The sequence below is a fragment of the Amycolatopsis sp. WAC 04182 genome (assembly GCF_003947465.1).
GTDB lineage: Bacteria > Actinomycetota > Actinomycetes > Mycobacteriales > Pseudonocardiaceae > Amycolatopsis.
Window position 1 is genome coordinate 110651 of sequence record NZ_QHJJ01000010.1, and the last position, 24393, is coordinate 135043.

At 69.9% G+C, this 24393-nt stretch carries 29 protein-coding genes; 10 read left to right on the forward strand and 19 right to left on the reverse strand.

Annotated elements, in window-relative coordinates; all coding sequences use genetic code 11:
- The first annotated feature begins 38 nt into the window (after positions 1 to 38).
- Positions 39 to 707 (forward strand): NIPSNAP family protein, encoded by a 669-nt coding sequence (locus DMH01_RS40130; protein ID WP_125684341.1) that lies wholly within the window; start codon positions 39 to 41, stop codon positions 705 to 707.
- Here the strand turns inward: DMH01_RS40130 and DMH01_RS40135 are convergent.
- Genes DMH01_RS40135 through DMH01_RS40145 form a run of 3 tightly spaced genes read right to left on the reverse strand, consistent with a single transcriptional unit; the run spans position 693 to position 2719 of the window.
- A complete protein-coding gene (locus DMH01_RS40135) occupies positions 693 to 1121 on the reverse strand; it encodes an NUDIX hydrolase (RefSeq protein WP_125684343.1) in 429 nt (142 codons plus the stop codon). The genes DMH01_RS40130 and DMH01_RS40135 overlap by 15 nt on opposite strands.
- A gap of 10 nt (positions 1122 to 1131) precedes the next feature.
- Positions 1132 to 2022 (reverse strand): transketolase family protein, encoded by an 891-nt coding sequence (locus tag DMH01_RS40140; RefSeq protein WP_125684345.1) that lies wholly within the window; start codon positions 2020 to 2022, stop codon positions 1132 to 1134.
- A gap of 4 nt (positions 2023 to 2026) precedes the next feature.
- On the reverse strand, positions 2027 to 2719 hold the full coding sequence (locus tag DMH01_RS40145; RefSeq protein WP_125684347.1) for a transketolase: 693 nt from the start codon (positions 2717 to 2719) through the stop codon (positions 2027 to 2029).
- A gap of 52 nt (positions 2720 to 2771) precedes the next feature.
- Between DMH01_RS40145 and soxR the strand changes: the two genes are divergently transcribed.
- A complete protein-coding gene (gene soxR / locus DMH01_RS40150) occupies positions 2772 to 3233 on the forward strand; it encodes a redox-sensitive transcriptional activator SoxR (RefSeq protein WP_016335982.1) in 462 nt (153 codons plus the stop codon).
- Positions 3234 to 3279: 46 nt separating this feature from the next.
- Positions 3280 to 3828, forward strand: coding sequence for an RNA 2'-phosphotransferase (locus DMH01_RS40155; RefSeq protein ID WP_125684349.1), 549 nt, complete (start codon positions 3280 to 3282; stop codon positions 3826 to 3828).
- Here the strand turns inward: DMH01_RS40155 and DMH01_RS40160 are convergent.
- Together DMH01_RS40160 and DMH01_RS40165 are read right to left on the reverse strand one after the other, a co-directional pair.
- Positions 3825 to 4697, reverse strand: a complete 873-nt coding sequence (locus tag DMH01_RS40160) for a hypothetical protein (protein WP_125684351.1) — start codon at positions 4695 to 4697, stop codon at positions 3825 to 3827. The genes DMH01_RS40155 and DMH01_RS40160 overlap by 4 nt on opposite strands.
- Before the next feature lie 46 nt (positions 4698 to 4743).
- A complete protein-coding gene (locus tag DMH01_RS40165) occupies positions 4744 to 5313 on the reverse strand; it encodes a TetR/AcrR family transcriptional regulator (protein WP_125684352.1) in 570 nt (189 codons plus the stop codon).
- 160 nt (positions 5314 to 5473) lie between these two features.
- Here DMH01_RS40165 and DMH01_RS40170 point away from each other — a divergent pair, with 160 nt between their 5' ends.
- Positions 5474 to 7648, forward strand: a complete 2175-nt coding sequence (locus DMH01_RS40170) for an MMPL family transporter (RefSeq protein ID WP_125684354.1) — start codon at positions 5474 to 5476, stop codon at positions 7646 to 7648.
- A gap of 89 nt (positions 7649 to 7737) precedes the next feature.
- Here the strand turns inward: DMH01_RS40170 and DMH01_RS43135 are convergent, their stop codons facing one another.
- Positions 7738 to 7893 carry a hypothetical protein gene (locus DMH01_RS43135; RefSeq protein WP_016335988.1) on the reverse strand — a complete coding sequence of 52 codons (156 nt, stop codon included), beginning with the start codon at positions 7891 to 7893 and terminating at the stop codon, positions 7738 to 7740.
- A gap of 89 nt (positions 7894 to 7982) precedes the next feature.
- On the opposite strand from DMH01_RS43135, the gene DMH01_RS40175 reads away from it, so the two are divergent.
- Genes DMH01_RS40175 through DMH01_RS40185 form a run of 3 tightly spaced genes read left to right on the forward strand, consistent with a single transcriptional unit; the run spans position 7983 to position 9366 of the window.
- On the forward strand, positions 7983 to 8321 hold the full coding sequence (locus DMH01_RS40175) for a helix-turn-helix transcriptional regulator (protein ID WP_125684356.1): 339 nt from the start codon (positions 7983 to 7985) through the stop codon (positions 8319 to 8321).
- A gap of 2 nt (positions 8322 to 8323) precedes the next feature.
- A complete protein-coding gene (locus tag DMH01_RS40180; protein ID WP_233621860.1) occupies positions 8324 to 8794 on the forward strand; it encodes an SRPBCC domain-containing protein in 471 nt (156 codons plus the stop codon).
- A complete protein-coding gene (locus tag DMH01_RS40185; protein ID WP_125684359.1) occupies positions 8794 to 9366 on the forward strand; it encodes a dihydrofolate reductase family protein in 573 nt (190 codons plus the stop codon). Before DMH01_RS40180 ends, DMH01_RS40185 begins: the two co-directional genes overlap by 1 nt.
- A gap of 17 nt (positions 9367 to 9383) precedes the next feature.
- On the opposite strand, the gene hisB is transcribed toward DMH01_RS40185, so the two are convergent.
- Genes hisB through hisD form a run of 3 tightly spaced genes read right to left on the reverse strand, consistent with a single transcriptional unit; the run spans position 9384 to position 12402 of the window.
- The gene (gene hisB, locus DMH01_RS40190) at positions 9384 to 9983 is read right to left on the reverse strand and encodes an imidazoleglycerol-phosphate dehydratase HisB (protein WP_007029930.1); all 600 of its coding nucleotides are present in this window, start codon (positions 9981 to 9983) and stop codon (positions 9384 to 9386) included.
- A complete protein-coding gene (locus DMH01_RS40195; RefSeq protein WP_125684360.1) occupies positions 9980 to 11080 on the reverse strand; it encodes a histidinol-phosphate transaminase in 1101 nt (366 codons plus the stop codon). The genes hisB and DMH01_RS40195 overlap by 4 nt, the downstream gene beginning before the upstream one ends.
- Positions 11077 to 12402, reverse strand: a complete 1326-nt coding sequence (gene hisD / locus DMH01_RS40200) for a histidinol dehydrogenase (RefSeq protein WP_125684362.1) — start codon at positions 12400 to 12402, stop codon at positions 11077 to 11079. Before hisD ends, DMH01_RS40195 begins: the two co-directional genes overlap by 4 nt.
- A gap of 84 nt (positions 12403 to 12486) precedes the next feature.
- Between hisD and DMH01_RS40205 the strand changes: the two genes are divergently transcribed.
- The gene (locus DMH01_RS40205; protein ID WP_125684595.1) at positions 12487 to 13281 is read left to right on the forward strand and encodes a carbon-nitrogen hydrolase family protein; all 795 of its coding nucleotides are present in this window, start codon (positions 12487 to 12489) and stop codon (positions 13279 to 13281) included.
- Here DMH01_RS40205 and DMH01_RS40210 read toward each other — a convergent pair.
- On the reverse strand, positions 13229 to 13717 hold the full coding sequence (locus DMH01_RS40210; protein ID WP_125684364.1) for an Lrp/AsnC family transcriptional regulator: 489 nt from the start codon (positions 13715 to 13717) through the stop codon (positions 13229 to 13231). The genes DMH01_RS40205 and DMH01_RS40210 overlap by 53 nt on opposite strands.
- 68 nt (positions 13718 to 13785) lie before the next feature.
- On the opposite strand from DMH01_RS40210, the gene DMH01_RS40215 reads away from it, so the two are divergent.
- Positions 13786 to 14682 (forward strand): SMP-30/gluconolactonase/LRE family protein, encoded by an 897-nt coding sequence (locus DMH01_RS40215; RefSeq protein WP_125684365.1) that lies wholly within the window; start codon positions 13786 to 13788, stop codon positions 14680 to 14682.
- A 59-nt stretch (positions 14683 to 14741) separates the two neighbouring features.
- Here DMH01_RS40215 and DMH01_RS40220 read toward each other — a convergent pair whose 3' ends face one another.
- Genes DMH01_RS40220 through eccB form a run of 3 tightly spaced genes read right to left on the reverse strand, consistent with a single transcriptional unit; the run spans position 14742 to position 17559 of the window.
- Positions 14742 to 15398, reverse strand: coding sequence for a response regulator transcription factor (locus DMH01_RS40220; protein ID WP_125684368.1), 657 nt, complete (start codon positions 15396 to 15398; stop codon positions 14742 to 14744).
- The gene (locus DMH01_RS40225; protein ID WP_370323609.1) at positions 15395 to 16117 is read right to left on the reverse strand and encodes a response regulator; all 723 of its coding nucleotides are present in this window, start codon (positions 16115 to 16117) and stop codon (positions 15395 to 15397) included. The genes DMH01_RS40220 and DMH01_RS40225 overlap by 4 nt, the downstream gene beginning before the upstream one ends.
- Before the next feature lie 14 nt (positions 16118 to 16131).
- A complete protein-coding gene (eccB, locus tag DMH01_RS40230; RefSeq protein ID WP_125684372.1) occupies positions 16132 to 17559 on the reverse strand; it encodes a type VII secretion protein EccB in 1428 nt (475 codons plus the stop codon).
- 147 nt (positions 17560 to 17706) lie between these two features.
- Between eccB and DMH01_RS40235 the strand changes: the two genes are divergently transcribed.
- Entirely contained in the window at positions 17707 to 18780 is a 1074-nt protein-coding gene (locus DMH01_RS40235; RefSeq protein ID WP_125684374.1) for a type VII secretion protein EccE, read from the forward strand.
- A gap of 143 nt (positions 18781 to 18923) precedes the next feature.
- Here the strand turns inward: DMH01_RS40235 and eccD are convergent, their stop codons facing one another.
- From eccD to DMH01_RS40265, 6 genes are read right to left on the reverse strand one after another with little or no spacing between them, the layout of a single operon-like run.
- Positions 18924 to 20300, reverse strand: a complete 1377-nt coding sequence (eccD, locus tag DMH01_RS40240) for a type VII secretion integral membrane protein EccD (RefSeq protein ID WP_125684376.1) — start codon at positions 20298 to 20300, stop codon at positions 18924 to 18926.
- Positions 20297 to 20626, reverse strand: a complete 330-nt coding sequence (locus DMH01_RS40245; RefSeq protein WP_016336001.1) for a YbaB/EbfC family nucleoid-associated protein — start codon at positions 20624 to 20626, stop codon at positions 20297 to 20299. Before DMH01_RS40245 ends, eccD begins: the two co-directional genes overlap by 4 nt.
- Entirely contained in the window at positions 20623 to 21141 is a 519-nt protein-coding gene (locus DMH01_RS40250) for a hypothetical protein (RefSeq protein ID WP_125684378.1), read from the reverse strand. The genes DMH01_RS40245 and DMH01_RS40250 overlap by 4 nt, the downstream gene beginning before the upstream one ends.
- 5 nt (positions 21142 to 21146) lie before the next feature.
- Positions 21147 to 22496: a WXG100 family type VII secretion target gene (locus tag DMH01_RS40255; RefSeq protein ID WP_125684380.1), complete on the reverse strand. Its 1350-nt coding sequence runs from the start codon at positions 22494 to 22496 to the stop codon at positions 21147 to 21149.
- Between the two features lie 17 nt (positions 22497 to 22513).
- Positions 22514 to 23557 carry a hypothetical protein gene (locus tag DMH01_RS40260; protein ID WP_125684382.1) on the reverse strand — a complete coding sequence of 348 codons (1044 nt, stop codon included), beginning with the start codon at positions 23555 to 23557 and terminating at the stop codon, positions 22514 to 22516.
- Positions 23558 to 23578: 21 nt separating this feature from the next.
- Positions 23579 to 24358: a WXG100 family type VII secretion target gene (locus tag DMH01_RS40265; RefSeq protein ID WP_125684384.1), complete on the reverse strand. Its 780-nt coding sequence runs from the start codon at positions 24356 to 24358 to the stop codon at positions 23579 to 23581.
- Positions 24359 to 24393 lie beyond the last annotated feature (35 nt).

Sequence of the window (24393 nt, forward strand, 5' to 3'; positions counted from 1 at the left end):
GAGCCGGAACTGTCGGTGCGGCGCTCTATGGTCCGCGCATGACCGATTCCCCGGAGTTCCAGTCCGTCGTCGAGCTGCGCCGGTACACGCTGCACCCCGGCCGCCGGGACGAGCTGATCGAGCTCTTCGAGCGCGAGTTCGTGGAGAGCCAGGAAGCCTGCGGCATGCGCTTGTTCGGCCTCTTCCGCGAGCCGGCGGAGCCGGACAAGTTCGTGTGGCTGCGCGGTTTCCGGGACATGGAGGCCAGGCGGGCCGCACTCGAAGCGTTCTATCACGGGCCCGTGTGGCGAGAGCACGGCCCGGCGGCGAACGAGACGATGATCGACGCCTCGGACGTCCTGGTGCTGCGCCCGTCCGGGCCGGGGTTCCCCGCTCCGGGCGGCGCCGGGGATTCCCGGGTGCTGGTGACGGTGTGCCATCCGGCCGTCCCGGTCAAGGAATTCTCCGCGTATTTCGCGGACCACGTGGCGCCCGCCTTGCGGGAATCCGGCGTGGACACGTTCGGCCACTTCGAAACGGAACCCGCGGAGAACACCTTCCCCCGTCTTCCCGTGCGGGAGAACGAATCGGTGTTCGTCTGGTTCACGAAGTCCACGGAAGAACACCGCGAACTCCTCGACCGGACCGGCGCCGAACTGGCGGGCAAACTCGAACGCCCTTGGCAACAAAGGGAACTGACCCCGACCGCGCGGTCAGTCCTGCGCTGAAAGGAGGTCCGCGAGTCCGGCCGGGTACAGGATCGCCTTGCCGCTCGTCACGTCGGCCATCGGGAGCCAGTGCACGCGGGCGCCGTCGTCGAGCACCACGCCGACTTCGTCGCGCTCGTAGAACGCCTTGTCGGTCAGGTCGGCGGTGAACAGGAACACGATCTCGTGCCCCGGCTCGCCTTCGTAGGTGTACACGTTCTCCAGCACGGCGATCTGCTCGACCGAGGTCAGCTCCGCCGCGAGTTCCTCCTGGAATTCGCGGTGCAGCGCCTCGGCGGCGGTCTCCCCGAACTCGATCCCGCCGCCGAGCGGGCGATGGTAGGTCTCGCCTTTGGCGTGGTCACGGCCTTCGAACACGAGAAGGTCTTCGCCGCGGCGGACGACCCCGAGCGCGAGCGGGCGGATCTTCGTCATCCTGGTGACGCTAGTGGAGGAATTCCTTGACGGACAAGGTGATCGAACCGGCGTCGAGGCCGTGCGCGAGGTCGTGATCGGCCATTTCGCCGTAGATGCGCACTTCCGCGTCGCGCCGGACGCCGAGGGAGAGCAGCCGGTGCGGCGTTCCGGACAAGGCGTCCGTCACCGCGTGCGCCGACGTTCCCGCGAGGTACGGCTCGACCAGCACGACGTCGGTGGCCCCCGCGGCCTCGGCGGCCGCGCGCAGCCCGGCGGCGTCGAACGGCCGGATGGTCGAGGTGTAGAGCACGGTCACGTCGAGTTCGGCGGTCGCCTCCAGCGTCCGGTCGAGCATCGGCCCGACGGCCACCACCACCCCTCGCCCGCCTTCGCGCAGCGTTTGCAGACCCGCGCCCAGATGCGCTTTCGCGTTCTCCTGCGCGGATAGCCGGAGATAGACGCGCCCGTCGCCCGGGATGGACTCGAGCAGCAGCCGCCGTGCCTCTTCGGGATGCCCCGGAACGTGCACGGTCCAGCCCGGCAGCGTGTCGATGAGGGCGACGTCCCCGGGCGCCTGGTGGGTCCGCCCGGCGGTCGGCATGTCGTAGGACGCGCCCGAGGACACCAGCACGGCCCCGACGTCCTGGTGCCCGAGGTCGAGTTTGACCTGCTCGAAAGCCCGCTCCACGAGGAACGACGAGAAGGTGTGGACGATCGGGCGCATCCCGGCCAGCGCGAGGCCGCCCGCGGTGCTCATCATCAGTTGTTCGCGGATCCCGACGTTGAGCACCCGGTCGGGATGTTTCCTCGCGGCGAAGGCGAGTTGTGCCGCGGAGATGTCGGCGAGCACGACGGCGACGTTCGGGTCGGTGTCGAGCGCCTCGGCGGCGGCTTCGAGGAACGTTTCACGCATGTTCACGGGTTCAGGCCTTTCGCTCGACGGTCGCGACCACGGCGAGCGGCCGGTCCGGATGAGGTGCGGTGAAGGCTTCGTGGAGCGCGTCGTGATCGCGGCCGTCGACGGTGCGGGTCGTCCAGCCTTCGACCTCGAACCGGCGGGCGATCCCGCCGGGCCAGCCGTGCGTGGCCGACGAGTTGTCGACGACGACGGCGGTCAGCTGCGGCATGCCGATCCGGCCGGCGACCGCGATGGCCTCTTGGTTGGAACCCTCGTCGAGCTCCGCGTCACCGATGAGGGTGACGACCTTGGCGTCGCGGAATCCCTTGGCGCGCAGGCCGAACACGGTGCCGATGGCCAGCGGGAGCCCGTGCCCGAGCGAACCGCTGGAGATTTCGGCGACGGGAAGCCTCGCCCGGTCGGGATGGTGACCGAGCCGGGACTCGGCCGAAGTCCAGTCGGCGAGTTCTTCCTCGTGGAGGAAGCCCTTCTTCGCCAGCACCGCGTAGTAGGCCATCGGACCGTGGCCCTTCGACAGCAGGAAACGGTCGCGGCCGGGATCGCGGACGTTCTCCGGGGTGATGTCGAGCACACGGTCGTAGAGCACCCACAGGACGTCCACAGTGGACTCCGCGGCGGCCTGATGCTTCTCATCGCCGGTCATCAACGAGATCAGCCTCGGCAGATCCTCGTAGCCGGTCTTGGTGTCGGTGGTCATGAACCGAGGTTGCAACCTCGACTTAGGTCGAAGTCAAGGCTAACCTGGCGACGTGACGAGACTGGCTGAACACCTGAGCATCGGGCAGGTCGCCGACCGCAGCGGCGTGCCCCATACGGCTTTGCGTTTCTACGAGGACAAGGGACTGATCAGCTCCGAGCGCTCGGCGGGCAACCAGCGCCGGTACTCGCGTTCGGTGCTGCGCCGGATCGCCTTCATCCGCGCCGCGCAGCGGGTCGGGCTCAGCCTGGACGACATCAGCTCGGCACTGGAGACCCTGCCCAAGGACCACGCCCCCACCAAGGCCGACTGGGCCCGCCTTTCGCGGGGCTGGCAGGACGAACTCGACGCCCGGATCGACGCGTTGCAGCGCCTGCGCGACAGGCTGACCGGATGCGTCGGCTGCGGTTGCCTCTCCCTGCGCAGCTGCGGGCTCTACAACGCCGACGACCAGATGTCCCGGTTCGGCCCCGGCGCGGGGAAACTGCGCCCGGCCTCCGAGGGCGGCATCTGAATTCCGTTGCCACGCGGGGGCCGGATGTGCGTCACTGTGACTCGAAATGGACAAGAAGAATCTCATCCGAGTCTCGAAACGACTCTCCCGGCATCTGCGGCACGCACCCGGTGACATCGGGATCACCCTCACCCCGGACGGCTGGGTCGCCGTCGACACGCTCTTGGCGGCCTTGCGGCGCAACGGTTTGCCGCTCACCCGCGCCGAACTCGACGAAGTGGTCGAGGGCAACGACAAGCGGCGCTTCGCCTTCGACGAGGCCGGGCTGCGGATCCGCGCCAGCCAGGGCCACAGTGTCGACGTCGACCTCGCACTGCCCGCCGCGATCCCGCCGGACGTGCTCTATCACGGCACGGTCTCCCGGTTCCTCGACGCGATCCTGCACGAGGGACTCAAGCCGATGAAACGGCACGCCGTGCATCTCTCGGCGACCGTGGACACCGCGCGGGCCGTCGGGGCGCGGCGCGGCGTCCCGGTGCTGCTCGCCGTGGACGCCCGGCAGATGTCCGCCGTTGGACACGAGTTCCAGGTGAGCGCGAACGGCGTCTGGCTCACCGCCGCCGTCCCGCCGGAATTCCTGCGCCGTCTCCCCTAGACCAGGCCGTTGGCCCGCAGGAGCCCGAGCGTGCCCACGGTGAACATCCCGTTCCACTCCAGCGCGGCGGCGGGCGAATAGCTCGTGTAGTCGACGCGCCAGCCGCCGTCGTCGTGCTGCCCGCCTGCGACTCGCCGCAGGTCCGCTTCGATGACCCCCGGGCGGAACAGCTTCCGTGCCGGGCCCCCGGGTTCCGGCGCGAAGTCGAGCGGGCGCATGGCCTCGCCCTCGATCCCGCCACCGACGGCGACCACGCCGTCGTCCGGGACGAACCGGCCGAGCTTCTCGATCAAGCGCGTGTCGCCGAGCGCGTCCACCAGCTTCATCGCGAAAGCGAGCACGAGCGCGTGCGGGGCCTCGTCGAGCTTCTCGATCTCATCGAGGCAGTAGCGCGTGGCCTTCGCGAGCCAGGGATGCGCGGCGACCGCGGGATCGTGCGCCGCGACGCGATGCGCGGTCACCGCGACGATCGCCGTGATCTGCAGCGAGGAGACCGCCGGATCCGCGCTCGCCCAGAACGGCGCGCTGCCCTCCGGGTCCGGCATCGGCAGCGCGAACGGGATCCCGCCGTCGGGCAGGGAGATCGAGGCGAGCCAGTCGCAGAGTTCGGCCGCACGCGGACTTGTCGACTTGCCGACGTCGGCGAAGACCTCGAAAGCGTGCAGCGCGCCGGCGGGCTGGCTCGTCACCGAGCGGCAGTCGGGTTCGAGCCCGTGGCCGTAGCCACCGTCGGGATTGCGGTACGCCTCCAGCGCGGCGAGCGCCGCCGCCGGATCACCGTCGCGGAAGAGGACGTCGAAGCGCCGCCTGTCGAGCAGCCGGGCCTGGGTGGCCATGAACGTGGCCGCCGCCTTCAGATCGATGGTCATGCCGACAGGGTCGCGCGGATCGCGGCGCCTGTCTTGAACACATCGGTCACGAACGGCGGCGAGGCCGGTTGTAGAGCTTGCGGCCGACGCTGAGGAGCGTTTCGCGCAGCGTCTCGTCGTCGAGCGAAGCGACCTCGGGCGAGCCGCCGGCGAGGGCGATACCGGCCAGGAGCACCTGTGCGGTGACCATCCCCAGCGCGTCCGGCTCCGGGCCGGCGAGGATCTCCAGCAGCCGGTTCTTGAAGCTTTCCGAGCGGTGGACGGATTTTTCGATCGCTCGGGCGATACCGGGGTCGCTGGAGAACAGGGCGACCAGCGCGCGGTGCCGCACCACGAGATCGACGAAACCGTCGAGCAGGTGGTCGATCTGCGCGCCCCGGGTGCGCTGGGCGCGGGCATCGTCGACGATGCCTTCGAGCTCCCGCAGCACGGGTTCGGCGACGGACTCGGTGATCTCCGCCTTCGTCTTGAAGTGGTAGTAGACGGCGGCCTTGGTGACGCCGAGGGCGTCCGCGATCATCTGCAGCGAGGTGCCTTCCACGCCGTGTTCGGTGAACAGCCGCAACGCCGTGCCCAGTAGTCGCGTGCGGGTGTCCTCCACGTGGACGACGTCCATGTTCCCTCCTCGTTCAGCCGTCGGAGATTACGTCAAGCGTGGCCGCCTGACCAAACGAGTACTAGCCGTGCGGCTAGTCACACACTTGCCGATCGGCTTGTAAGGCCCTAGCCGATCGGCTAGCTTGAAATGGACCTGAACGAGTGAACGGGAGACTTTCGTGGCCAGCTTCCTGTACCGCCTGGGCCGGTTCTCGTTCCGGCGCCGGGCACTGGTGACGGCGGTGTGGGCCGCCGTCCTGGTGGCCCTCGGCGCGGGCGCGCTGACCCTGTCCGGCCAGCTTTCGAACTCGGTGACCATCCCCGGCACCGAATCGCAGAAGGCGATCGACCAGCTCGCCGACCGGTTCCCGGAAGCCGCCGCCGGTGGCGCGACGGCGCGCGTCGTCATCTCGACACCCGGTGACATCACCGACGCCGGTGGGCAGGCGGCGATCGCCCGTCTCGTCGCCGGGCTGAAGGACGCGCCGAAGGTCGCCGGCGTGGTCGACCCGCTGCAGGCGCAGGCGATCTCGCCCGACAAGCACGTCGCACTGGCGCAGGTCAGCTACCGCGTCCCGGGCTTCGAACTCACCGACGCCGACCGCGACGGCCTGATGGCCGCCGCGGATTCCGCCAAGGCCGCCGGGTACACCGTGGAATTCGGCGGTGACGCCGTCCAGGCGATGCCCGCCACGAACGCCACCGAAGGCCTCGGTGTCGCGGTCGCCGCCGTCGTCCTGATCATCACCTTCGGCTCGCTGCTCGCGGCCGGGATCCCGCTGCTGACCGCGCTCATCGGTGTCGGCATCGGCATGGCGGGGATCACGACGGCGTCCGGATTCCTCGAACTGAACACGAACACGCCGGTGCTCGCGCTGATGATCGGCCTCGCCGTCGGCATCGACTACGCGCTCTTCATCGTTTCCCGCTACCGGCACGAACTCACGATCGGCCGGGATCCGGAGGAAGCGGCCGGACGCGCCACCGGCACGGCGGGCTCCGCGGTCGTGTTCGCCGGGCTGACCGTGATCATCGCGCTGGCGGGCCTCACCGTCGTCGGCATCCCGTTCCTCGGCGAGATGGGCATCGCCGCGGCGATCACCGTCGCCATCGCGGTCGTCATCGCGCTCACCCTGCTCCCCGCCGTGCTCGGCTTCGCGGGCGGCAAACTGGCGGGCGGCAAGATCCGCTTGCGCCGCAAGGAAAACGCGACGACACACGGCGAGCGCTGGGCGCGTTTCGTGGCCCACCGCCGGATCCCGGTGCTGATCGCCGCGATCGCCGGTCTCGCGATCGTCGCCATCCCGGCCGCGAGCATGCAGCTCGGCCTGCCGAACGACAGCACCGCCGCGCCGGACACCACCCAGCGCAAGGCCTACGACACCGTCGCCCGCAGCTTCGGCGAGGGCGCGAACGGCCCGCTGGTGATCGTCGTCGACCTGAGCGGCAGCACCGACCGGCAGGCCGCGCTCCAGCAGGCGGCCGCGGGGATCGGCGCGCTCCCCGAACGCCCGATCGTCACGCCGCCGAAGACCAACCGGGGCGGTGACCTGGCGCTCCTGACCGTCATCCCGAAGAGCGGCCCGAGCAGCACCGCGACCGAAGACCTGGTCAGCGACATCCGCGGCCTGAACGCGGGGCTGGGCACGACCACCGGCGCGTCGCTGGCGGTGACCGGCCAGACCGCGGCCAACATCGACGTCTCGGAGAAACTCGCCGACGCGATGCTGCCCTATCTCGCGCTGATCGTCGGACTCGCGTTCCTGCTGCTGATGCTGGTGTTCCGATCGATCATGGTCCCGCTGAAGGCGACGCTGGGCTTCCTCGGCTCCGTGGTCGCGACGTTCGGCGCCGTGGTGGCGGTGTTCCAGTGGGGCTGGCTCACCGACCTGCTCGGGGTGAAGACGACCGGGCCGATCATGAGCATGCTGCCGATCCTGCTGATCGGTGTGCTGTTCGGGCTCGCGATGGACTATCAGGTGTTCCTGGTGACGCGGATGCGGGAGGAATACGTCCACGGCGCCGATCCGCAGCAGGCGATGGTCACCGGTTTCCGGCACGGCTCCCGCGTCGTGGTCGCGGCCGCGCTGATCATGATCAGCGTGTTCGCCGGGTTCGTCCTCGCGGAATCGTCGCTGATCCAGTCGATCGGGTTCGCGCTGGCCTTCGGGGTGCTGGTGGACGCGTTCGTGATCCGGATGACCATCGTGCCGGCGCTGATGTCCCTGCTCGGCCGCGGCGCCTGGTGGCTGCCGAAGTGGCTGGATCGCGTGCTGCCCGACGTCGACGTCGAAGGCGAGAAGCTCGCGAAGCAGCTGGACGCGCCTGACGAGCGGGAGCTGGTCCGGAGCTGAAGGACGCTTTACCCGCGTTAGACGTGGCGAAGGGGACTTTCCTCGCATGACATGCGGGGAAAGTCCCCTTCAGCTCGTTCGAGGCGTGATCAGGCCAGCCAGGCGATGGCGCCGCCGATGGCCAGCAGCGCGCCGATCCCCAGCACGACGGCCATGAACTTGACGCTCTTCCAGGTCGCGTAGACGCCGCCGATCAGGAAGCCGCCGAGCGCGAACAGCAGCACAGCGATGGTCGTGTTACTCACGACCGCCACCCTGCCACACCTCGGTCACTCCGACCGCGCCGGGCCCGGGACCTTGCCCTCGTGACCGGGCACCGCTAACGTACAACCACATGGTTGTACTTCGAGAGGAGAGCGAGGAGTCGCTCAACCAGCTCTTCCGCGCGTTGGCCGACGGCACCCGCCGCGACATCCTGGCCAGGGCGATCACGGAAGCGCCGTCGGTGTCCGATCTCGCCGCCCGCTACGAGATGAGTTTCGCCGCCGTGCAGAAACACGTCGCCGTGCTCCAGCGCGCTGGTCTCGTCCGGAAGCGTGCCAACGGGCGCGAACAACTGGTCTCGACCGACCGCGAGCGGCTCCAGCGCGCCGGCGAGCTTCTCGACTCCTACGAAGTCCTTTGGCGCCAACGTGTGGCACAGCTCGACGATGTACTGAGGGAAGGGGAATGACGATGCCGATCACCTCTGTCACCAAGGAGCCCGAAAAGCTCAGTCTCACCGTCGTGGCGGACTTTCCCGTCCCGCGGAAACGACTTTGGGAAGCCTGGGCCGATCCACGGCAGCTTGAGCGCTTCTGGGGGCCGCCCTTCGCGCCCTCCACCTTCACCCATCACGATTTCCGGGCCGGTGGCCGCGCCGAGTACTACCTGTCCGGGCCGAACGGCGAGAAGTGGGCCAATTCCTGGAAGTTCACCGAGGTGAACCCCATCGACTCGTTCGAGGCGGAAGACGGCGAGGACAACGCCGGCGACGAGGACATGCCCACCTCGATGACCTTCACCTTCGAGACGACACCGACGGGGTCGCGCCTGATCCACGTCACCCGGTTTTCCAGTGTCGAAGCCATGGAGAAGACGATCCCGGGGATGGAAGAGGGCTTCCGCGCCGCGATGCCCCAGCTCGACGCATTACTGGAGGCGTGATGAGAAAGCTCAAGATCATCGAACACATCTCGCTCGACGGCGTGATCCAGCATTCCGCCGACGAGAACGACTTCCCGTACAGCGGCTGGAACATGCCGTATCGGACACCCGAAGGCCGGGAGGCCATCACGGCCGCGCACACCGAAGGTTTCGACCTGCTGCTCGGCCGCCGCACCTACGACATCTGGTCGGAATACTGGCCGGACGCGCCGAGCGACCCGCTCGCCGACCGGCTCAAGGCGGCGACGAAATACGTCGTCACCCATCGGCCGGAAAGCCTGAAGTGGGGCCCGTTCGAGGGTGTCGGCCCGGACCTCGTCGAAGGCGTTCGCCGCCTCAAGGCGCAGGACGGCCCGGACCTCGTCCTCTCGGGCAGCTCCACGCTGACCTCGGCCCTGCTCGAAAACGGGCTCGCGGACGAGGTGCTACTGGCCGTCTACCCGCTCCTTTTGGGCACAGGCAAGCGTTTCTTCGCTGACGGAACCCCGGCATGCTCCTTGGAGTTCGCCGGCACCACGACCACGCCGTCCGGCGTCCAGCTCAACACCTACAAGCCCGCCGGACGCGTTTAGTCCTCTGGATGCGGGGGTTAGAGGACGCCCTTCGTGGACGGGATGCCGCCCGCCCGCGGGTCCGGCTCGGTGGCGGCGCGCAGCGCACGCGCGACGGCCTTGTACTCGGCCTCCGCGATGTGGTGCGGGTCGCGGCCGTGCAGCACCCGCACGTGCAGCGCGATCTGCGCGTGGAACGACAGCGAGTCGAACACGTGCCGCGTCAGCACGAACGGGTAGTTCCCGCCGATGGTGAAGCTGTTGAACTGCTCCGGCTCGCCCAGGTGCACGCAGTACGGGCGCCCGGAGACGTCGATCGCGGCGTGCGCGAGGGTTTCGTCCATCGGGATCCACGCGTCACCGAAGCGGCGGATGCCGCTCTTGTCGCCGAGCGCCTGCCGCAGGGCCTGGCCGAGCACGATCGCGGTGTCCTCGACGGTGTGGTGCGCGTCGATGTGCACGTCACCCGTCGCCTGCACCTTGAGGTCGAGCGAGCCGTGCACGCCGAACGCGGTGAGCATGTGGTCGTAGAACGGGACACCGGTGTCGATCTCCACCTGCCCCGTGCCGTCCAGGTCGAGCTGGACCGAGATGGACGATTCCTTGGTGGTGCGATCCACCTTGCCGACGCGACTCATCGCGGCACCTCCTTGCTGGCCTCGAGAAAGGCGTCGTTCTCTTCCGGCGTCCCGATGGTCACCCGCAGGTGCCCTTCGATGCCGACGTCCCTGATCAGCACGCCGTTGTCCAAATAGGACTGCCAGGTCGTGGGCGCGTCCGCGAACCGTCCGAAGAGGACGAAGTTCGCGTCGCTCGGGACAGGCGTGAATCCCAAGCCCAGCAACGCTTCCACCACGCGGTCGCGTTCGGCCGCGAGTTTGGCGACCGAGGCGAGGGTGGCGTCCGCGTGCCGCAGCGCGGCGCGCGCGGCGGCCTGCGTGAGCTTCGAGAGGTGGTACGGCAGCCGTACCAGCTGCAGCGCGTCGACGATCGCGGGCGCGGCCGCGAGATACCCGAGCCGCCCGCCCGCGAAAGCGAACGCCTTGCTCATCGTGCGTGACACGATCAACTTCGCCGGGTACTCCTCGAGGAGCTCGACGGCGCTCGGCTGTGACGAGAACTCCGCGTACGCCTCGTCGACCACCACGATGCCCGGCGCCGCGTCGAGCAGCCCGCGCAGCTCGTCGAACGGGATCGACCCGCCGGTCGGGTTGTTCGGGCTGGTCACGAACACGATGTCCGGACGGCGTTCGCGCACCAGCGCGGCCGCCTTCTCGGTGTCGAGCGTGAAATCGTCGCGGCGCGGCACCGGCAGCCAGTCGGTGCGGGTGCCCGCCGAGATGATCGGGTGCATCGAGTACGACGGCTCGAAGCCGAGCGCCGAACGGCCCGGACCGCCGAAGGCCTGCAGAATCTGCTGCAGGATCTCGTTGGACCCGTTGGCGGCCCACACGTTCGACTCCGACACGAGCACGCCGGTGGACACCGCGAGGTAGTCCGCGAGGTCCTGGCGCAGCGCGACGGCGTCGCGATCCGGGTAGCGGTGCAGCGAAGCGGCTTCGGCGCGGACGGCCTCGGCGACGTCGGCCACCAGCGCGTCCGGCGGCGGGTACGGGTTTTCGTTGGTGTTGAGCCGGATCGGCACGTCGAGCTGCGGCGCGCCGTACGGGGTCTTGCCCCGCAGGTCCTCCCGCAGCGGGAGCGAGCCGAGCGTGATCTCCTCGCCGATGCTCATGCCCGCTCCCCCTCGAACCGCGCCGTGATGGCCTCGCCGTGCGCGGGCAGGTCCTCGGCGTTCGCCAGCGCGACGACGCGGCCGGCGATCTCGCGCAGCGCGTCCTGGCTGTAGTCCACGACGTGCACGCCCTTGAGGAAGCTCTGCACCGAAAGCCCGGACGAGTGCCGCGCGAACCCGCCGGTGGGCAGGACGTGGTTCGACCCGGCGCAGTAGTCGCCGAGCGAGACCGGCGCGTACGCCCCGACGAAGATCGCGCCTGCGTTGCGCACACGGGCCGCCACCGACGGCGCGTCGGCGGTCTGGATCTCCAGGTGTTCCGCCGCGTACGCGTCCACGACGCGGATCCCGTCGTCCACAGTGGACACTAGAATGATGCCGGACTGCTTGCCGCCCAGGGCTTCCGTCACCCGCTCGGAGTGCTTGGTGGCGGCGACGCGGCCGGTCAGCTCCTTGTCGACGGCGTCCGCGAGCTCCTCGGACGTGGCGACCAGCACGCTCGCGGCGAGCGGGTCGTGCTCGGCCTGGCTGATCAGGTCGGCGGCGACGTGCACCGGGTCGGCGGTGTCGTCGGCGAGGATCGCGATCTCGGTCGGGCCCGCCTCGGAGTCGATGCCGATGATGCCGCGCAGCAGCCGCTTGGCCGCGGTGAGATAGATGTTGCCCGGCCCGGTGACGACGTCGACCGGCTCCAGCGTCGCACCGTCGGTGTCGGTACCGCCGTACGCGAGCAGCGCGACGGCCTGCGCCCCGCCGACGGCCCAGACCTCGTCGACGCCGAGCAGTTCGGCGGCGGCCAGGATCGTCGGGTGCGGGAGCCCGCCGAACGCGGCCTGCGGCGGCGAGCACAGCACGAGCGTGCCGACGCCGGCGATCTGCGCCGGGACGACGTTCATCACCACGGTCGAGGGGTACACCGCCAGCCCGCCCGGCGCGTACAGCCCGACCCGCTCGACCGGGATCCAACGCTCGGTGACCGTGCCGCCGTCGACGACCTCGGTCGTGACGTCCTGGCGGCGCTGGTCGCCGTGGACCTTGCGCGCGCGGACGATGGACTCCTCCAGCGCCTCGCGGACGACCGGATCGAGGTTCTCGAGCGCGCTGGTGAGCTCCGCGGCCGCCACGCGGACGCCACCGGGGCGGACCTTGTCGAACTTCTCGGTGTACTCGAGAACCGCCTCGACGCCACGATCGCGGACCGCCTCGACCACCGGCCGTACGTGATGCAGCGCCGCGTCCACGTCGTACTCGGCACGCGGGAGCGTGCGCCTGAGTTCGGCAACGGACGGGACCTGTCCACGCAGGTCGGTACGGTTCAGCATGGGTCAAGGGTACGAGGTGGCCGGATCGCCCCGAGCAGGCACACTGGGGTGGTGACCAGCGATCCCACGATGAGGGAGGCCTCCGTGCCGCGAATCGGGTTGTGCCAGCTCACGGCCGCCGAGGATCCCGAGACGAACCTGAAGCTGATTCGCGAGGGCGTGACGGCCGCGGCGGGCGAGGGCGCGCGGATCGTCGTGTTCCCGGAGGCGGCGATGGCGCGCTTCGGCATCCCGCTCGGGCCCGTCGCGCAACCCTTGGACGGACCGTGGGCGTCCACTGTGGCCGCCCTCGCCGAGGAGCACGGTGTGGTGGTCGTCGCGGGCATGTTCACGCCGTCGCCCGACGGGCGGGTGAGCAACACCCTGCTCGTCACCGGCGCGGGGCATCACTTCGGCTACGACAAGATCCATCTGTACGACGCGTTCGGGTTCGCGGAGTCCGACACGGTCGCGCCCGGCACCGCGCCTGCCACCTTCGAGGTCGACGGGGTGACGTTCGGCGTCGCGACCTGCTACGACATCCGCTTCCCCGAGCTGTTCCGGAAGCTGGCCGACGACGGCGCCGACATCGTCCTCGTGCCGACGTCCTGGGGTGCGGGCGAGGGTAAACGCGAGCAGTGGGAGGTCCTGGTGCGCGCCCGCGCGCTCGACTCGGGCTGCTGGGTCCTCGGCTGCGGGCAGGCCGATCCGGCCACGACCTCGACCCCGGTGAACCCGAAGGCGCCCACCGGGATCGGCTACTCCACGGTGTCCGACGGTTTCGGCCGCGTCCACACCCAGCTGGGCGCCGGGCCGGAGCTGGTGGTCGTCGACGTGGAGCCCGCGGTCAGCGGGAAGGCGCGGGCGGCGACGGGCGTCCTGGCGAATCGTCGCCTCTAGCGTTCACGGAGCGCTCGAAGAAGGATTCGAGCACCACGATCGTCTGCGTCCCGGTGACGCCCTCGATCGCGTACAGCCTGCGCAGTGACGCCTGCAGTTCCTCGGTGGTCGGCGTGCGCACCTTCACCAGCAGCGAGGCCGGACCCGCGATGATGTGCGCCTCGACGACCTCCGGCAACGCCTCCAGCGCGGCCTTGGTCGGCGCGTCGCCCATCCACGAGCCCGCCTCGACCAGCACGAACGCCATCACGCCCCGGCCGACCGCCGCCGGGTCGACGTCGACGGTCGTGCGCCGGATGACGCCCTGTTCACGCAGTTTGCGGACCCGTTCGTGCGCGGCGCCCGCGGAGAGGCCGACCGCCTTGCCGAGCGCGGCGTACGCCTGAGTCGCGTCCTGCTGCAGCGCGGTGAGCAGCATGCGATCTACGTCATCCATGGGTTGACCATATCAAGTTCGGCGGTTCATGATGATCGCAATATCTCATTCAGAGCACTGGGGTTTTCATGGACATGGTCAAGGCACACTTCGAAGTCCTCGACGAGCGGTTCGCCCGGGTCAACGGGGACGAGTGGATGCAGCGCCTGCACACCGGCTGCCGGTGGACCGAGGGACCCGCCTACTTCCCCGCCGGCCGGTACCTGGTGTTCAGCGACATCCCGAACGACCGGGTCCTGCGGTGGGACGAGACCACCGGCGCGGTCGGCGTGTTCCGCGAGCCCGCCGGATTCCACAACGGGCACACCGTCGACCGCCAGGGCAGGCTCGTCAGCTGCGAACAGGGCAACCGCCGGGTGACGCGCACCGAACACGACGGCACGACCACCGTTCTCGCGGAGACCTATCAGGGCAAGAGGTTCAACAGCCCCAACGACGTCGTCGAGTCCTCGGACGGCGCGATCTGGTTCACCGACCCGAGTTACGGCATCGAAAGCGACTACGAAGGACACCAGGCGGAAAGCGAGATCGGCGCCTGCCACGTGTACCGGGTCGATCCGGTGGACGGTTCGGCGCGGATCGTCGCGGACGATTTCTCGCGCCCGAACGGGCTCGCGTTCTCGCTGGACGAGTCGCTGCTCTACATCGCGGACACGCGGCAGAAACCCAGCCACATCAGGGTTTTCTCCGTGGACAAGGGACGGCTTTCCGGCGGCGAGGTCTTCGCGACCTGTGACGCCGGCGGTTTCGACGGCGTGCGCGTGGACACCGCGGGCCGGGTCTGGGCCGCGGCGCACGACGGCCTCCACTGCTTCGCGCCCGACGGCACGCGGATCGGGAAGCTGCGGGTGCCGGAGGTCTGTTCGAACCTGACCTTCGGCGGGCCGCGGCGGAACGATCTGTTCATCACGGCGAGCAGTTCGGTCTACACGCTGCGGGTGAACTTCTCGGGACCCCGTTTTTAGAGGACTGAACGCGGTCGTTGCGGGTGGCAAGTACCGCATTCAGAGGACTAATTGCGGGCTTACCGCAGCAGGCCTTCCCGGATCGCCACCCGCACGAAGCCGGCCCGCCGCCGTTCCCCGGTCTTGTCCCGGATCCGGTCGAGGTAGGACCGCACGGTCCGCACGCTGATGTTCAGGATCTCCGCCACGTCGACGTCCCGTTCGCCCGCCGCGACCAGCCGCAGGACCTGCTTTTCCCGCTCGGACAGGACGATCTTGGGCCCGGCGTGGCGGTCTTCGCTGTCCTGGATGATCATCCCGGCCAGCGTCGGCGACACGTACGCGTTGTCCTCGGCGATGGTGCGGATGGCGCGCAGGAGCTCGTCGCCGTCGACGTCCTTGGACAGGAAGCCCTTCGCCCCGGCCTGCATGGCGCCCAGTACCTCGGGCTGCTCGGCGTGCGCGGACACCACGAGCACCTTGTGGCCCATCTGTCCCACTTCGAGCACGGCGGCGGCGTCCTGGACGCCTCTCAGCTTGAGGTCGAGGACGACGACGCTGCCGGGCGGCTGCTCCTGGACGGCGAACCGCGCGACGGAGTCGGCGACGGCGCCCAGCGCGATGTCGGGCGCTTCGGTGAGGACCCGCGCGACGGCGTCCCGGTACAGCGGATGATCTTCGATCACCCCGACGTTGATCGGCGTGATGCGTTTCGGCTGCTGCTCGTCTGCGTTCACCGGCGTCCTTCGAATCCGCCCGCGTCGGCGCGGGGCGCGATCGGCCGAGACGGGCCGGGCACCTCCGGCGGAGACGCGAGCCCGAGCTGGATGGCCTTGCGGACCAGACCGGCCCGCCTTCTCTCTCCGAGTTTGTCACGGATCCGGTCCAGGTAACCGCGGACCGTCCGAACTCCGATGCCCAGGATGCGGGCGATGTCGACGTCGCGTTCGCCCGCCGCGACCAAGCGCAGGACCTGTTTCTCCCGCGCGGAGAGCGCGACGTCCGGAGCCGCGGCGGGGCGGTCGGCGTTGTCCTTGATGATCATCCCGGCCACCACCGCGGAAACGTAGGCCCGGCCGCGCGCGACCGTCCTGATCGCGGTCAGCAGTTCGTCGACGTCGACGTCCTTGGACAGGAAACCCTTGGCGCCGGCGGCGATCGCGCCGAGCACCTGTTCGGGCTCGGCCTGCGCGGACACCACGAGCACGTGATGTCCCAGTTCGGCCACCTGGAGCACGGCGGCCGCCCCGGCGATCCCCGGCAGGCCGAGGTCGAGCAGCACCACGCTGCCGGGTGGTTGCGGATGGACGTGGAACCGGGCGACCGAATCGACCACCGCGCCCAGCTCGATCCCTTCGGCCTCGGTGAGGACCCGGACCACGGCGTGCCGGTACAGCGGATGGTCTTCGATCACCGCGACGTCGACCCGGTCGGTCTCCGGCCTGTCTTCGGTCATTTGCACGTTCCCCATCACCCCGTCCCACCCACCGCCGCGGACACCGCACGGCCTGCCTGCGCCGGATCCAGCGCGGGCCCGCGCGGCACCAGTGCCAGTAATCCATTCGGAACCGGTTGCCGTTCGGCTTGGCCGTATCCGAGGGAAGCGAGGGCCTCAGTGCTCGCCACCGGGTACTTCAGGCCCGTGTCGGTGACGACGTAGACCGTGCCGGAACCGGATTCCGCCACCACCGCGCCTCCCGACGGAGGCACGAAGACGGCGTCGGCGACCAGCGCGTCCGTGCGCGCCGTCACCGGGATCGCCTTCGCACCTTGCGGCAACGGGACCTGTGCGGAGATAACGATTCGAGAACCCTGCGCGCATACCGTCACGGACTGTCCGGTAACGGGCGCTTTTCGCGGGATCCGGTCCGGATACTCCGCGGGATCGGCCCCGCCCGTCCTCGCCTTGGCGACCTTCGGCACCGCGGCGACGTCGGCCGCGCGCACCGCGACGGGCGCCGGGACGCCGGTGTAGGCGTCCGCGTTCTCCGGCGTGTTGATCAGCAGGCTCGCCTCGGTCTGGCCGATCGGTTCGAGCCCTTCGGCGCGGACGAGGTAGTACGACGTCGCGTCGTTGGGCGACGCCATCGCGTCGACGACGCCGAGCACCGAACCGACCTTCGTCGCGGTGCCGCCGACCTTCGGGCCGGGCCGTCCGGCGTCTTCGACCGCGCGGTAGGCCAGATCGCGTCCGGCGGCGACGGTACCGATCCACCGGGAGGACACCGCGATCACCGGATAGGTGTCGAACTGCAGCGCCGTGGCGGCCTCTGGCGTGAGCTTGTAGCGGCGTCCCGCCGTGACGAGGTAGCGCTCGCCGTCGGGGACACGGACGACGACGGCCTGGTCCCTCGGCAGGTCGACCCCGGAGGCGGGCGCGCCGAGGAGCACCGTCGTCTCCGGTTCGGCCGACGCGGGCGCGTCCTGGGTCGTCCGCGAGCAGCTCGTCCACGGCGTGTTCACGAGCGCGGCTGCTGCGGGCAGCGAATCGGGGGCGCCGGGAATGCCGATCTGCGAACCCCTCGGCGCCTTCGCGAGCTTGTCCGAAGGGACGGTCACAGTGGCCTCGCCGTTGCCGCCCGCCATCAGCCGCGCGGAGGCGTAGTTGAGCACGGGGTGCAGCGCGCCGTCCTGGCCGAGGATGTAGCGCGCGCCGGTGCCTTCTTCGACGATCACCTTGCCGCCCGCCAGCCAGTCCTTGCCGCCGGACGGGTTCAGCAAGCCGATCACGCCGAACACCGCGGTGACCAGCAACGCGACGCCGAGGCCGCACAGGGTGCCGATGACGAGCCTGCGGCTCGGGGCGACCGGATGGTTGGCGTCAGCCGAGACCAGTGCCGAAACCAGTCTCCTGCGGAGGAATTGGTAGGCCTGGATCTGGTCCCGCTGCGTCCACACGCTCCCGTCCCCCGCCGTTCGTGCCCACCCGTTTCGAGGGTGCTCACGTTAGGTTCCGGCCAGGTTCGCGGTGAGGGTATTTTTTACGCCCCTCCCCCGCGCGGGGCGGGGTTACCGTCGTGCGCGTGCACGGAGGAGGGGAATTCCTTGTCGGTTGATGCCCCGGCCCGCCCGGTCCCGGAACAGGTGCCCCCACGCGGGATCGCGGGCGCGGCGCCACTGCCGTGGCTGCTGCCGATCCGTCCGCTGCAGGCGGCGCTCTGGGAGATCGCCGGGATCGCGATCCTGCTGGCCCTCACCGTCGACGGGATCCCCCAGGCCGCGTGGATCAGCATCGTCGCGGTCGCCGGCGTCCTCGTGCTGACGACTTCGGTCCGCTTCGCCGGACGCCACGCCGCGGGCTGGGCGCTCACCTGGGCCAGGTATCGGCTGAAGCGCCGCGACAAGAACGAGGTCCCCGATCCGCTGCACCGGCTCGCCGGTCCTGTCCGGGTGCGCCAGCACGTCGACCGCGCGGGCAACCGTTTCGGGGTCGCCGAGGTCGGCGACGGGTGGAGCGCGATCGTGCGGCTCACGCCGGGTTCCGTGACACCCTCGCCGGACACGCTCGTCGGTATCCTGCGCGAGGCGTACACGAGCACCGGGATCCCCTTGTCCAGCGCGCAACTGCTGACCTGGACCGTCCCCAATGGACAGTCCGTGTTGCGGGTGCGCTGGCTCACCGTCCGGTACCGGCCCGAGGACGCGCCGATCGCCGCGCTCGCCAGAGGCGGCGGAGAACTCGGCGCGCTGCGTAGCACCGCCTGCGCGGCGCTACGCCTGATGGGCACACTGGCCGAAGCCGGGTTCGAGAGCACCGTGCTCGAAGCCGGTGAGGTGACGGAAAACCTGCGTGTCGCGCTCGGCAGCGGTCAGGACGCGCCGGTGGACGGCTGGCGTTCCTGGGACTGGGGCGGCGCGTCGCAGGTCTGCTACCGGCCCCGGTCGGAGCGGGATCTCGCGCGGACACTGGATCTTCACGTTCCCGGCTCGGCGTTCACCGCGACCTCGTACACGCTGTACCGCTCCCCCGGCGGCCGCGAAAAGTCCGAGGTCACCATCCGGGTCGGCGGGCGACCGGGCGCGGAACCGGTGCGGCCCGGCGGGATCGCGGTGACCCCGCTGCACGGACGGCACGCGGCGGCGGTCCGGCGGACCCTGCCGCTGGCGCTGGAGAACTGAGGGGACGGTCCGTGAAGGACTCCTTTCTTCTCTGAGGGTAGGGAAGGAGTCCTTCACGGACGTAACGCAATTAGTCCTCTGAATGCGGTAGTTGCGTGAGGCAAGTACCGCATTCAGAGGACTAAATGCGTGAAGAGAGGGGGTCAGCCTCGTACGGCCTCGTAGACGCCGGCGATCATGCCGACGAACGGGATCAGCGAGAGCAGCACCAGGAACTCGACGATATCGAGAGTCCTTGCCCAGTAAGGAGAACGACGTCCCTTCGCGACACGCGTCGCGTAGGTGAGACAGACGCCCGCCGCGACGACGACGGCACAGCCCGCGGCGAAGACGAACGAACGCGGCCCGCTCGCGGCGAGCCAGAATCCGGCCGCCGCCAAGGCCGCCGCGCCGAACCCGATGAGCACGACCCGCTGCGAGCGGCCGGCGAAGGCGCGCGAGCGCAGCATCAGCGCCAGACCCAGCAGCGCGCACAAGCCCGCTTCCCAAGCCCCGCCGGTAGATGACAGGACCACCGACGCCGAAACCACGACGAGTCCGAGCGCGACGAGCAGTCCGGTCAGCAACGCCTGCGCGTAGGTCGTGCCGCCGACCATGTCCTCGCCGAGCGAGGGGTTCTCGTCGGCGCGGAACGCGTCCATGTCGTCGGGCACCCGGGGCAGCGGCAGCCTGCCGAGCCGCAGCGCCATCATCGGCGCGACCGCGGCCAGCGCCGTCGCCACGACGGCGACCACGGCGGCCGCCGAAACCGGGCGGACGTCGGCCAGCAGGACGATGGCGGTGGTGATCGCGCCGAGCCCGGCCGCCACCGTCACCGCGACGAACCACGGCAACCGGTCCGCCACCGAAACGGCCGCGATCACGCCATAGACGGTCACGATCGCGAGCCCGGCGGCCAACGGTCCGGCCGACAGCGAGAACAGCGGATGCGGCGGCAGGATCGACATCCCGGCCAGCAAGGCCGCGCCGACCCCGGCGAGCGCACCGGCGGCACCGGCCTCGGCGTCGCCGTACGCGCGGCTCAGCGCGCCACCGCCCAGCACCAGGACCAGCGCGAGCAGCCCGGTCCCGATCGGCGCCAGCACGCTGCCGGACGCCGCGGCCTGCACCAGCAGCCCACCGGCGAGCAACAGCACCACGGACGCGACGATGCCCGCCTTGCGCGCCACCGAAGGTCCCCACCGGCCGGTGCCCGACTCGGCGACGCTGGCGATCGAATCGACGACGTCGTCGAACAGCAGCGGACCCCGCGGGCGTTCCCGCGGGGTCAGATGGAGGACTTCACCGTCGCGCACCTGGGCCGCGGCGACCGTGAGCCCGAGCGCGAGCGGAGCACCGCCGAGCCGGGACAGCACCCAGCCGGGATGCTCGGCCGACGCCTGTCCCGACGCGCCCGCGAGCCGTACGAGCTGCGGGACGAGTTCGGCGAACGTGCTCTGCTGCGGCAGCGCCACGTCGACGCGCGCCCGCGGTGTCACCACCGTGACGCGCCGGGTGGAGCCCGCGATCGCGGCCGTCATGCTTCGATCGACTTGGCGGACTCGATGACCGGGGCGAACTTGGCGCTGCTGGCCTCGGCCAGTTTCTGCAGCCCGTTGTTGACCGCCTCCAGCACGATCTCCGAGAGGTTGCGCGCGTCGTACTGACGCACCGCGCGCGGGTCGATGTCGATCGAGGTGAACCGGCCGTCCCCGCGCAGCACGACGGTGACCTCGTTCTGCCGCGAGTGCGCCTTGACCTCCATCGCCTCGACCGAACGCTGGATGCGCTGCACCTCTTCGGTCTGCTTGCGGACCTGGTCCAGCAATTCGTCCATGTCCGGCATGGCGTAGGGGTCGGTGGTCACGAGTCTTCTCCTTCATCTGCGGTGAAATCCCGCCGGACGTGGACACTGCCCACGAACCGCCGGAAGTCGTCGCCGAGGCCACGGGCCGCCTCGGGCGTTGCGGTACAGGCGATTTCGAGGATCAGCCGCTCGGCCGGGGTCTCCCCCGGCACGGTCAGCAGCACCTGCGTCTGTACGAGATCCTGTCCTTCGCCGGTGCGGATACGCAGCACCTGCGTCACCCCCGGCGCGATCCCGGTGCCGATCACCTTGCGCCGCACCACTTCGAGCGCGGCCGTGGACCGGCCGAGGCGTTCGACGGCCTCGTCGGCGATAGCGGTGATCTCCGCCCGGTCGGGGCGTTGCCCGATGCTCAGGGCGATGTTCGGGGTGAACTCCGGGTACGTCCCGGAGTGCACCGCCACGAAGACCGCGCCTTCGGCACCGACGGACGCCGGCTCGACCGGCACCCAGCCCTCGGGGATGTCGAACCCCAGCGGGAGGGAGACCCGGTCCTGCGTCATCGCTTCGCTCATCCCCGTCACCACGTGCCCACGTAGGTGATCGCGTCGTCCCACGCCTCGCCGACGGCGTCCGCCGCCTGGCCGGCCGCGCCGCTCACCGCGTCGACGGCCGCGCCGCCGTACTCGCCGACGGTGTCCGCGATCTTCGGCAGGTCGATGTCGATCTTCGCGCCGATCCCGGCACCGAGGCCGAGCGCGACACCGGCCTTGAAGTTGACCTTGATGTGCCCGGCGTCGTAGACGGCCTGGCCGTCGAGCTGCGCGCCGAGTCCATATTGGAGGGTCCCGCTCGCGCCGACGCCGACCCCGGCCACGTCCGCCGCGACTTCGCCTTCGATCTTACCGCCGACGAAGGCGTTGGCGTGCACACCGACACCGTGCGCGCCCGCCTGCAGCGACCCGTTCACCTCACCGCCGACGAACGCGGTTCCCTTGGCGCTGCCCGAAGCGACGCCCCACTCGCCCTTGCGTTCGAGTTCTTCCTTGAAGGCGGCCAGTTCCGCGTGCCCGGACGCCTTGACGTCCCAACCCTGCGAGGAGATCTTGGCGTCCCACCCCGGGGTGAAGCCGTCCTGCTCCTGCTTCCACTTGGCGTAGGTGATCTCGGTGTTGCCCCAGGCCTTGTCGCGCAGGCCTTCCGGCTTCGGCCTGCCAAACGGCGTGTCACCCGCACGCGGGGCGCGCGTGCCTTCGAGACCGTCCCAGGTGAGCTTCTTCCAGCCGGAGTTGCCGAACCAGGAAGGATGCGAACGCGGGCGCTTGCGGCCGTCGAGCGTCTCACCGTTGAGCCAGTACAACGGGCCGCGGCCCCATTTGCCGAGTTCGTGCTCGATCCGGCCGGTGCCCTCCGGCGGGAACAGCCGCGCCAGTTCTTCGCTCAGTTCGTCGGCGATCTCCTGTGCCGCCTGCGCGGCCCGCTCGCCGAGTTGCCGGGCGGCGGAGATGAACGCGTTGACCGCGTTCGCGTTCGCCGTCCGCGCCTGGCTGACGAGTTGCGCGGCGTACTGGTCGAACTGCGCGAGGATCGAGTCCACACAGGACTTCGCGCCCTGAAGTGCCTGCGCGCCCGCCCGCAACCGGTTCGACTGGTCGCTCAGTTTCGCGCCGAGCTCGCCGAGTTCCTGGCTCAGTTTCGCGGCGGAGGTGGAGAACGCCGTGTAGGCGTCGCCCTCCCAAGACGCGTTGAGCGCCTTCGCCGCCTTGCCGATCTCGTCCGCCCGGCCCGAAACCGTCGACGCCCGATCGCCGCACCGCTGACCGGCCGCGGTCAGCGCCGAAGGATCACCGGTGACCCGCCGCTGGTACTCGACCACGAGCCGCCGGTAATTCGACAGGATCGAACTGACGACGCCCGACGCGTCGACCACACCGCTCCCCCACACGGCTACCTGCCCTTCGCCGGTGAGTCAGCTCCCGCATCGATATCGATGTGCTGCTCGAAGTGCTTGCCGCCGTAGTTCATGTCGATGTCGATATCGATGTCCTGCCCGCCGGGCGCCTGCACCGTGGACTTCCCGGTGCTCAGGTCGGTGGTGATGGTGACCGTGTTCCCGTTGCCCGCGCTCGGAAGCGCTCCGCCGTTTGATCCGGAACCCGCGCCACCGCCCGAGGGTCTGTCCACCGGAATCCAGGCGTCGGCGCCGCCGGGCCAGTTGCCCTGGGAACCGTTCCCGCCCAGCGCGGGCGGCCGGTACTGGGTGAACGGCGGCGTCTCGCCCGGCGTCGAACCACCGCCCGCGCCGCCGCCGGAGCCACCGATGGCGGCCTGTCCCGAACCGCCGGCCACCGAGCCCGGCGCCTGCGGGTTGGTGATCGGGGTGCCCGAGACCGCCGAGTTGCCCGCCGCGCCGTTGTCCCCGGCGTCGTTGTGCCCGAACAGTTTCTGGACCTCGCCGATGATGGTGGCGATCTGGGTGATCTGGTTGGCGAGGTCGACCACGCCGAGCGCCTTCAGCAGCGCGCCGATCGCGGTGATGAACGCGCGCAGCGAAGCACTGGTGGCGGTGGAAAGCGCGACCGCGGCGCCGTAGGTCCACGGATTCGACATCAGGCCGGCGACCGTCGGGTTCACCGCCGAGACCACCGCCTTGTAGGCGGTCTGCGCGGTCTTGATCAGCGTCCCGGCGACGCCGAGCAGTTCGGCGCCCTTCTGCACGACCTGGATGATCTTGGTCAGCGAGTTCAGGGAGTCGGTGATCTTCTTCAACGCGGAATCCGACGCGGCGCCGGACCAGATCTTGCCCAGCTGCTCGGCGGCCTTCGTCACCTCGTTGTACATGGTGAGGAACTCGTTGGCCTTCTTGAGCACTTCGAGGACGTGCTTCGCGATCTGCTCCGGCTGACCGGTGAGGATCTGCGGCAGGATCGTGATCGGCCCGCCCGAGGACGCCGTGGCGTCCATCGCGCTGGAATTGGGGTAAGTCAGCATGGTCGCTCCTCAGGCCGGAAGTCAGACGGAAGCCGGGCGGTAGACACTGACCTTCGCCAGGCCGTTGATGTCCGCGTCGACGATTCCGTGGTTGTAGAGCAGCCCGCCCTCTCCGGCGATGGCGATGATCGGCTTGCTGTCGGAGAACAGGAGCGGTTCGACCACGACGACGTCGCCGCTGTGCACCCCGCCCGGCACGTCGCCGAAGTTGCGCGCCGTACCGGCGTAGACCTCGATGACCCCGACCCGCGCCTGGTTGTCGGCGTCACCGGCCAGCCAGTCGTTGAAGTCCGAGACGCCGTGGAACCGCGTGTCGGTGATCGGGTGGTCGCCGAGCTGGCCCAGCCGCGCGTCCCCCAGGTAGCGCAGCACGTTGCCGACCGAGGACGGCTCGCCCTCGCCGCCGGCGCTGTCGTTGATGGCCAGCGTCGCCAGTTCGGAGGCGTGCGAGTTGCCCCAGATCGACGACGACCCCGAACCCGCGCCGCCGCCGGGACGGCCGCCGTAGCCGCCCGCGACCGCCTCGTCGGCGGCCTGGTAGGCGTCGGCACTGCTCTTGATGAAGCCGTTGATCTGCTGCAGCAGTTGCAGGAGCGTCCGGACCGCGACCACCTGCTGGCTCTGCATGGCGGTGTTGGCCGCCGCCACCGCGCTGCCGAACGTGGCGAACGACATCGGCTGGAGGACGGTGCGTTCGAGGTCGGCGACGACGTTGATGCCCTGCATGATGATGCCGCCCAGGTTCCCGACCGCCGAGCGCATGGCCTCGGGCTCCGCCCGGTACTCGCCCGTGCCGACCATGGCTCTCCTTACTCTCTTCCCCCACGTCTGCGTTG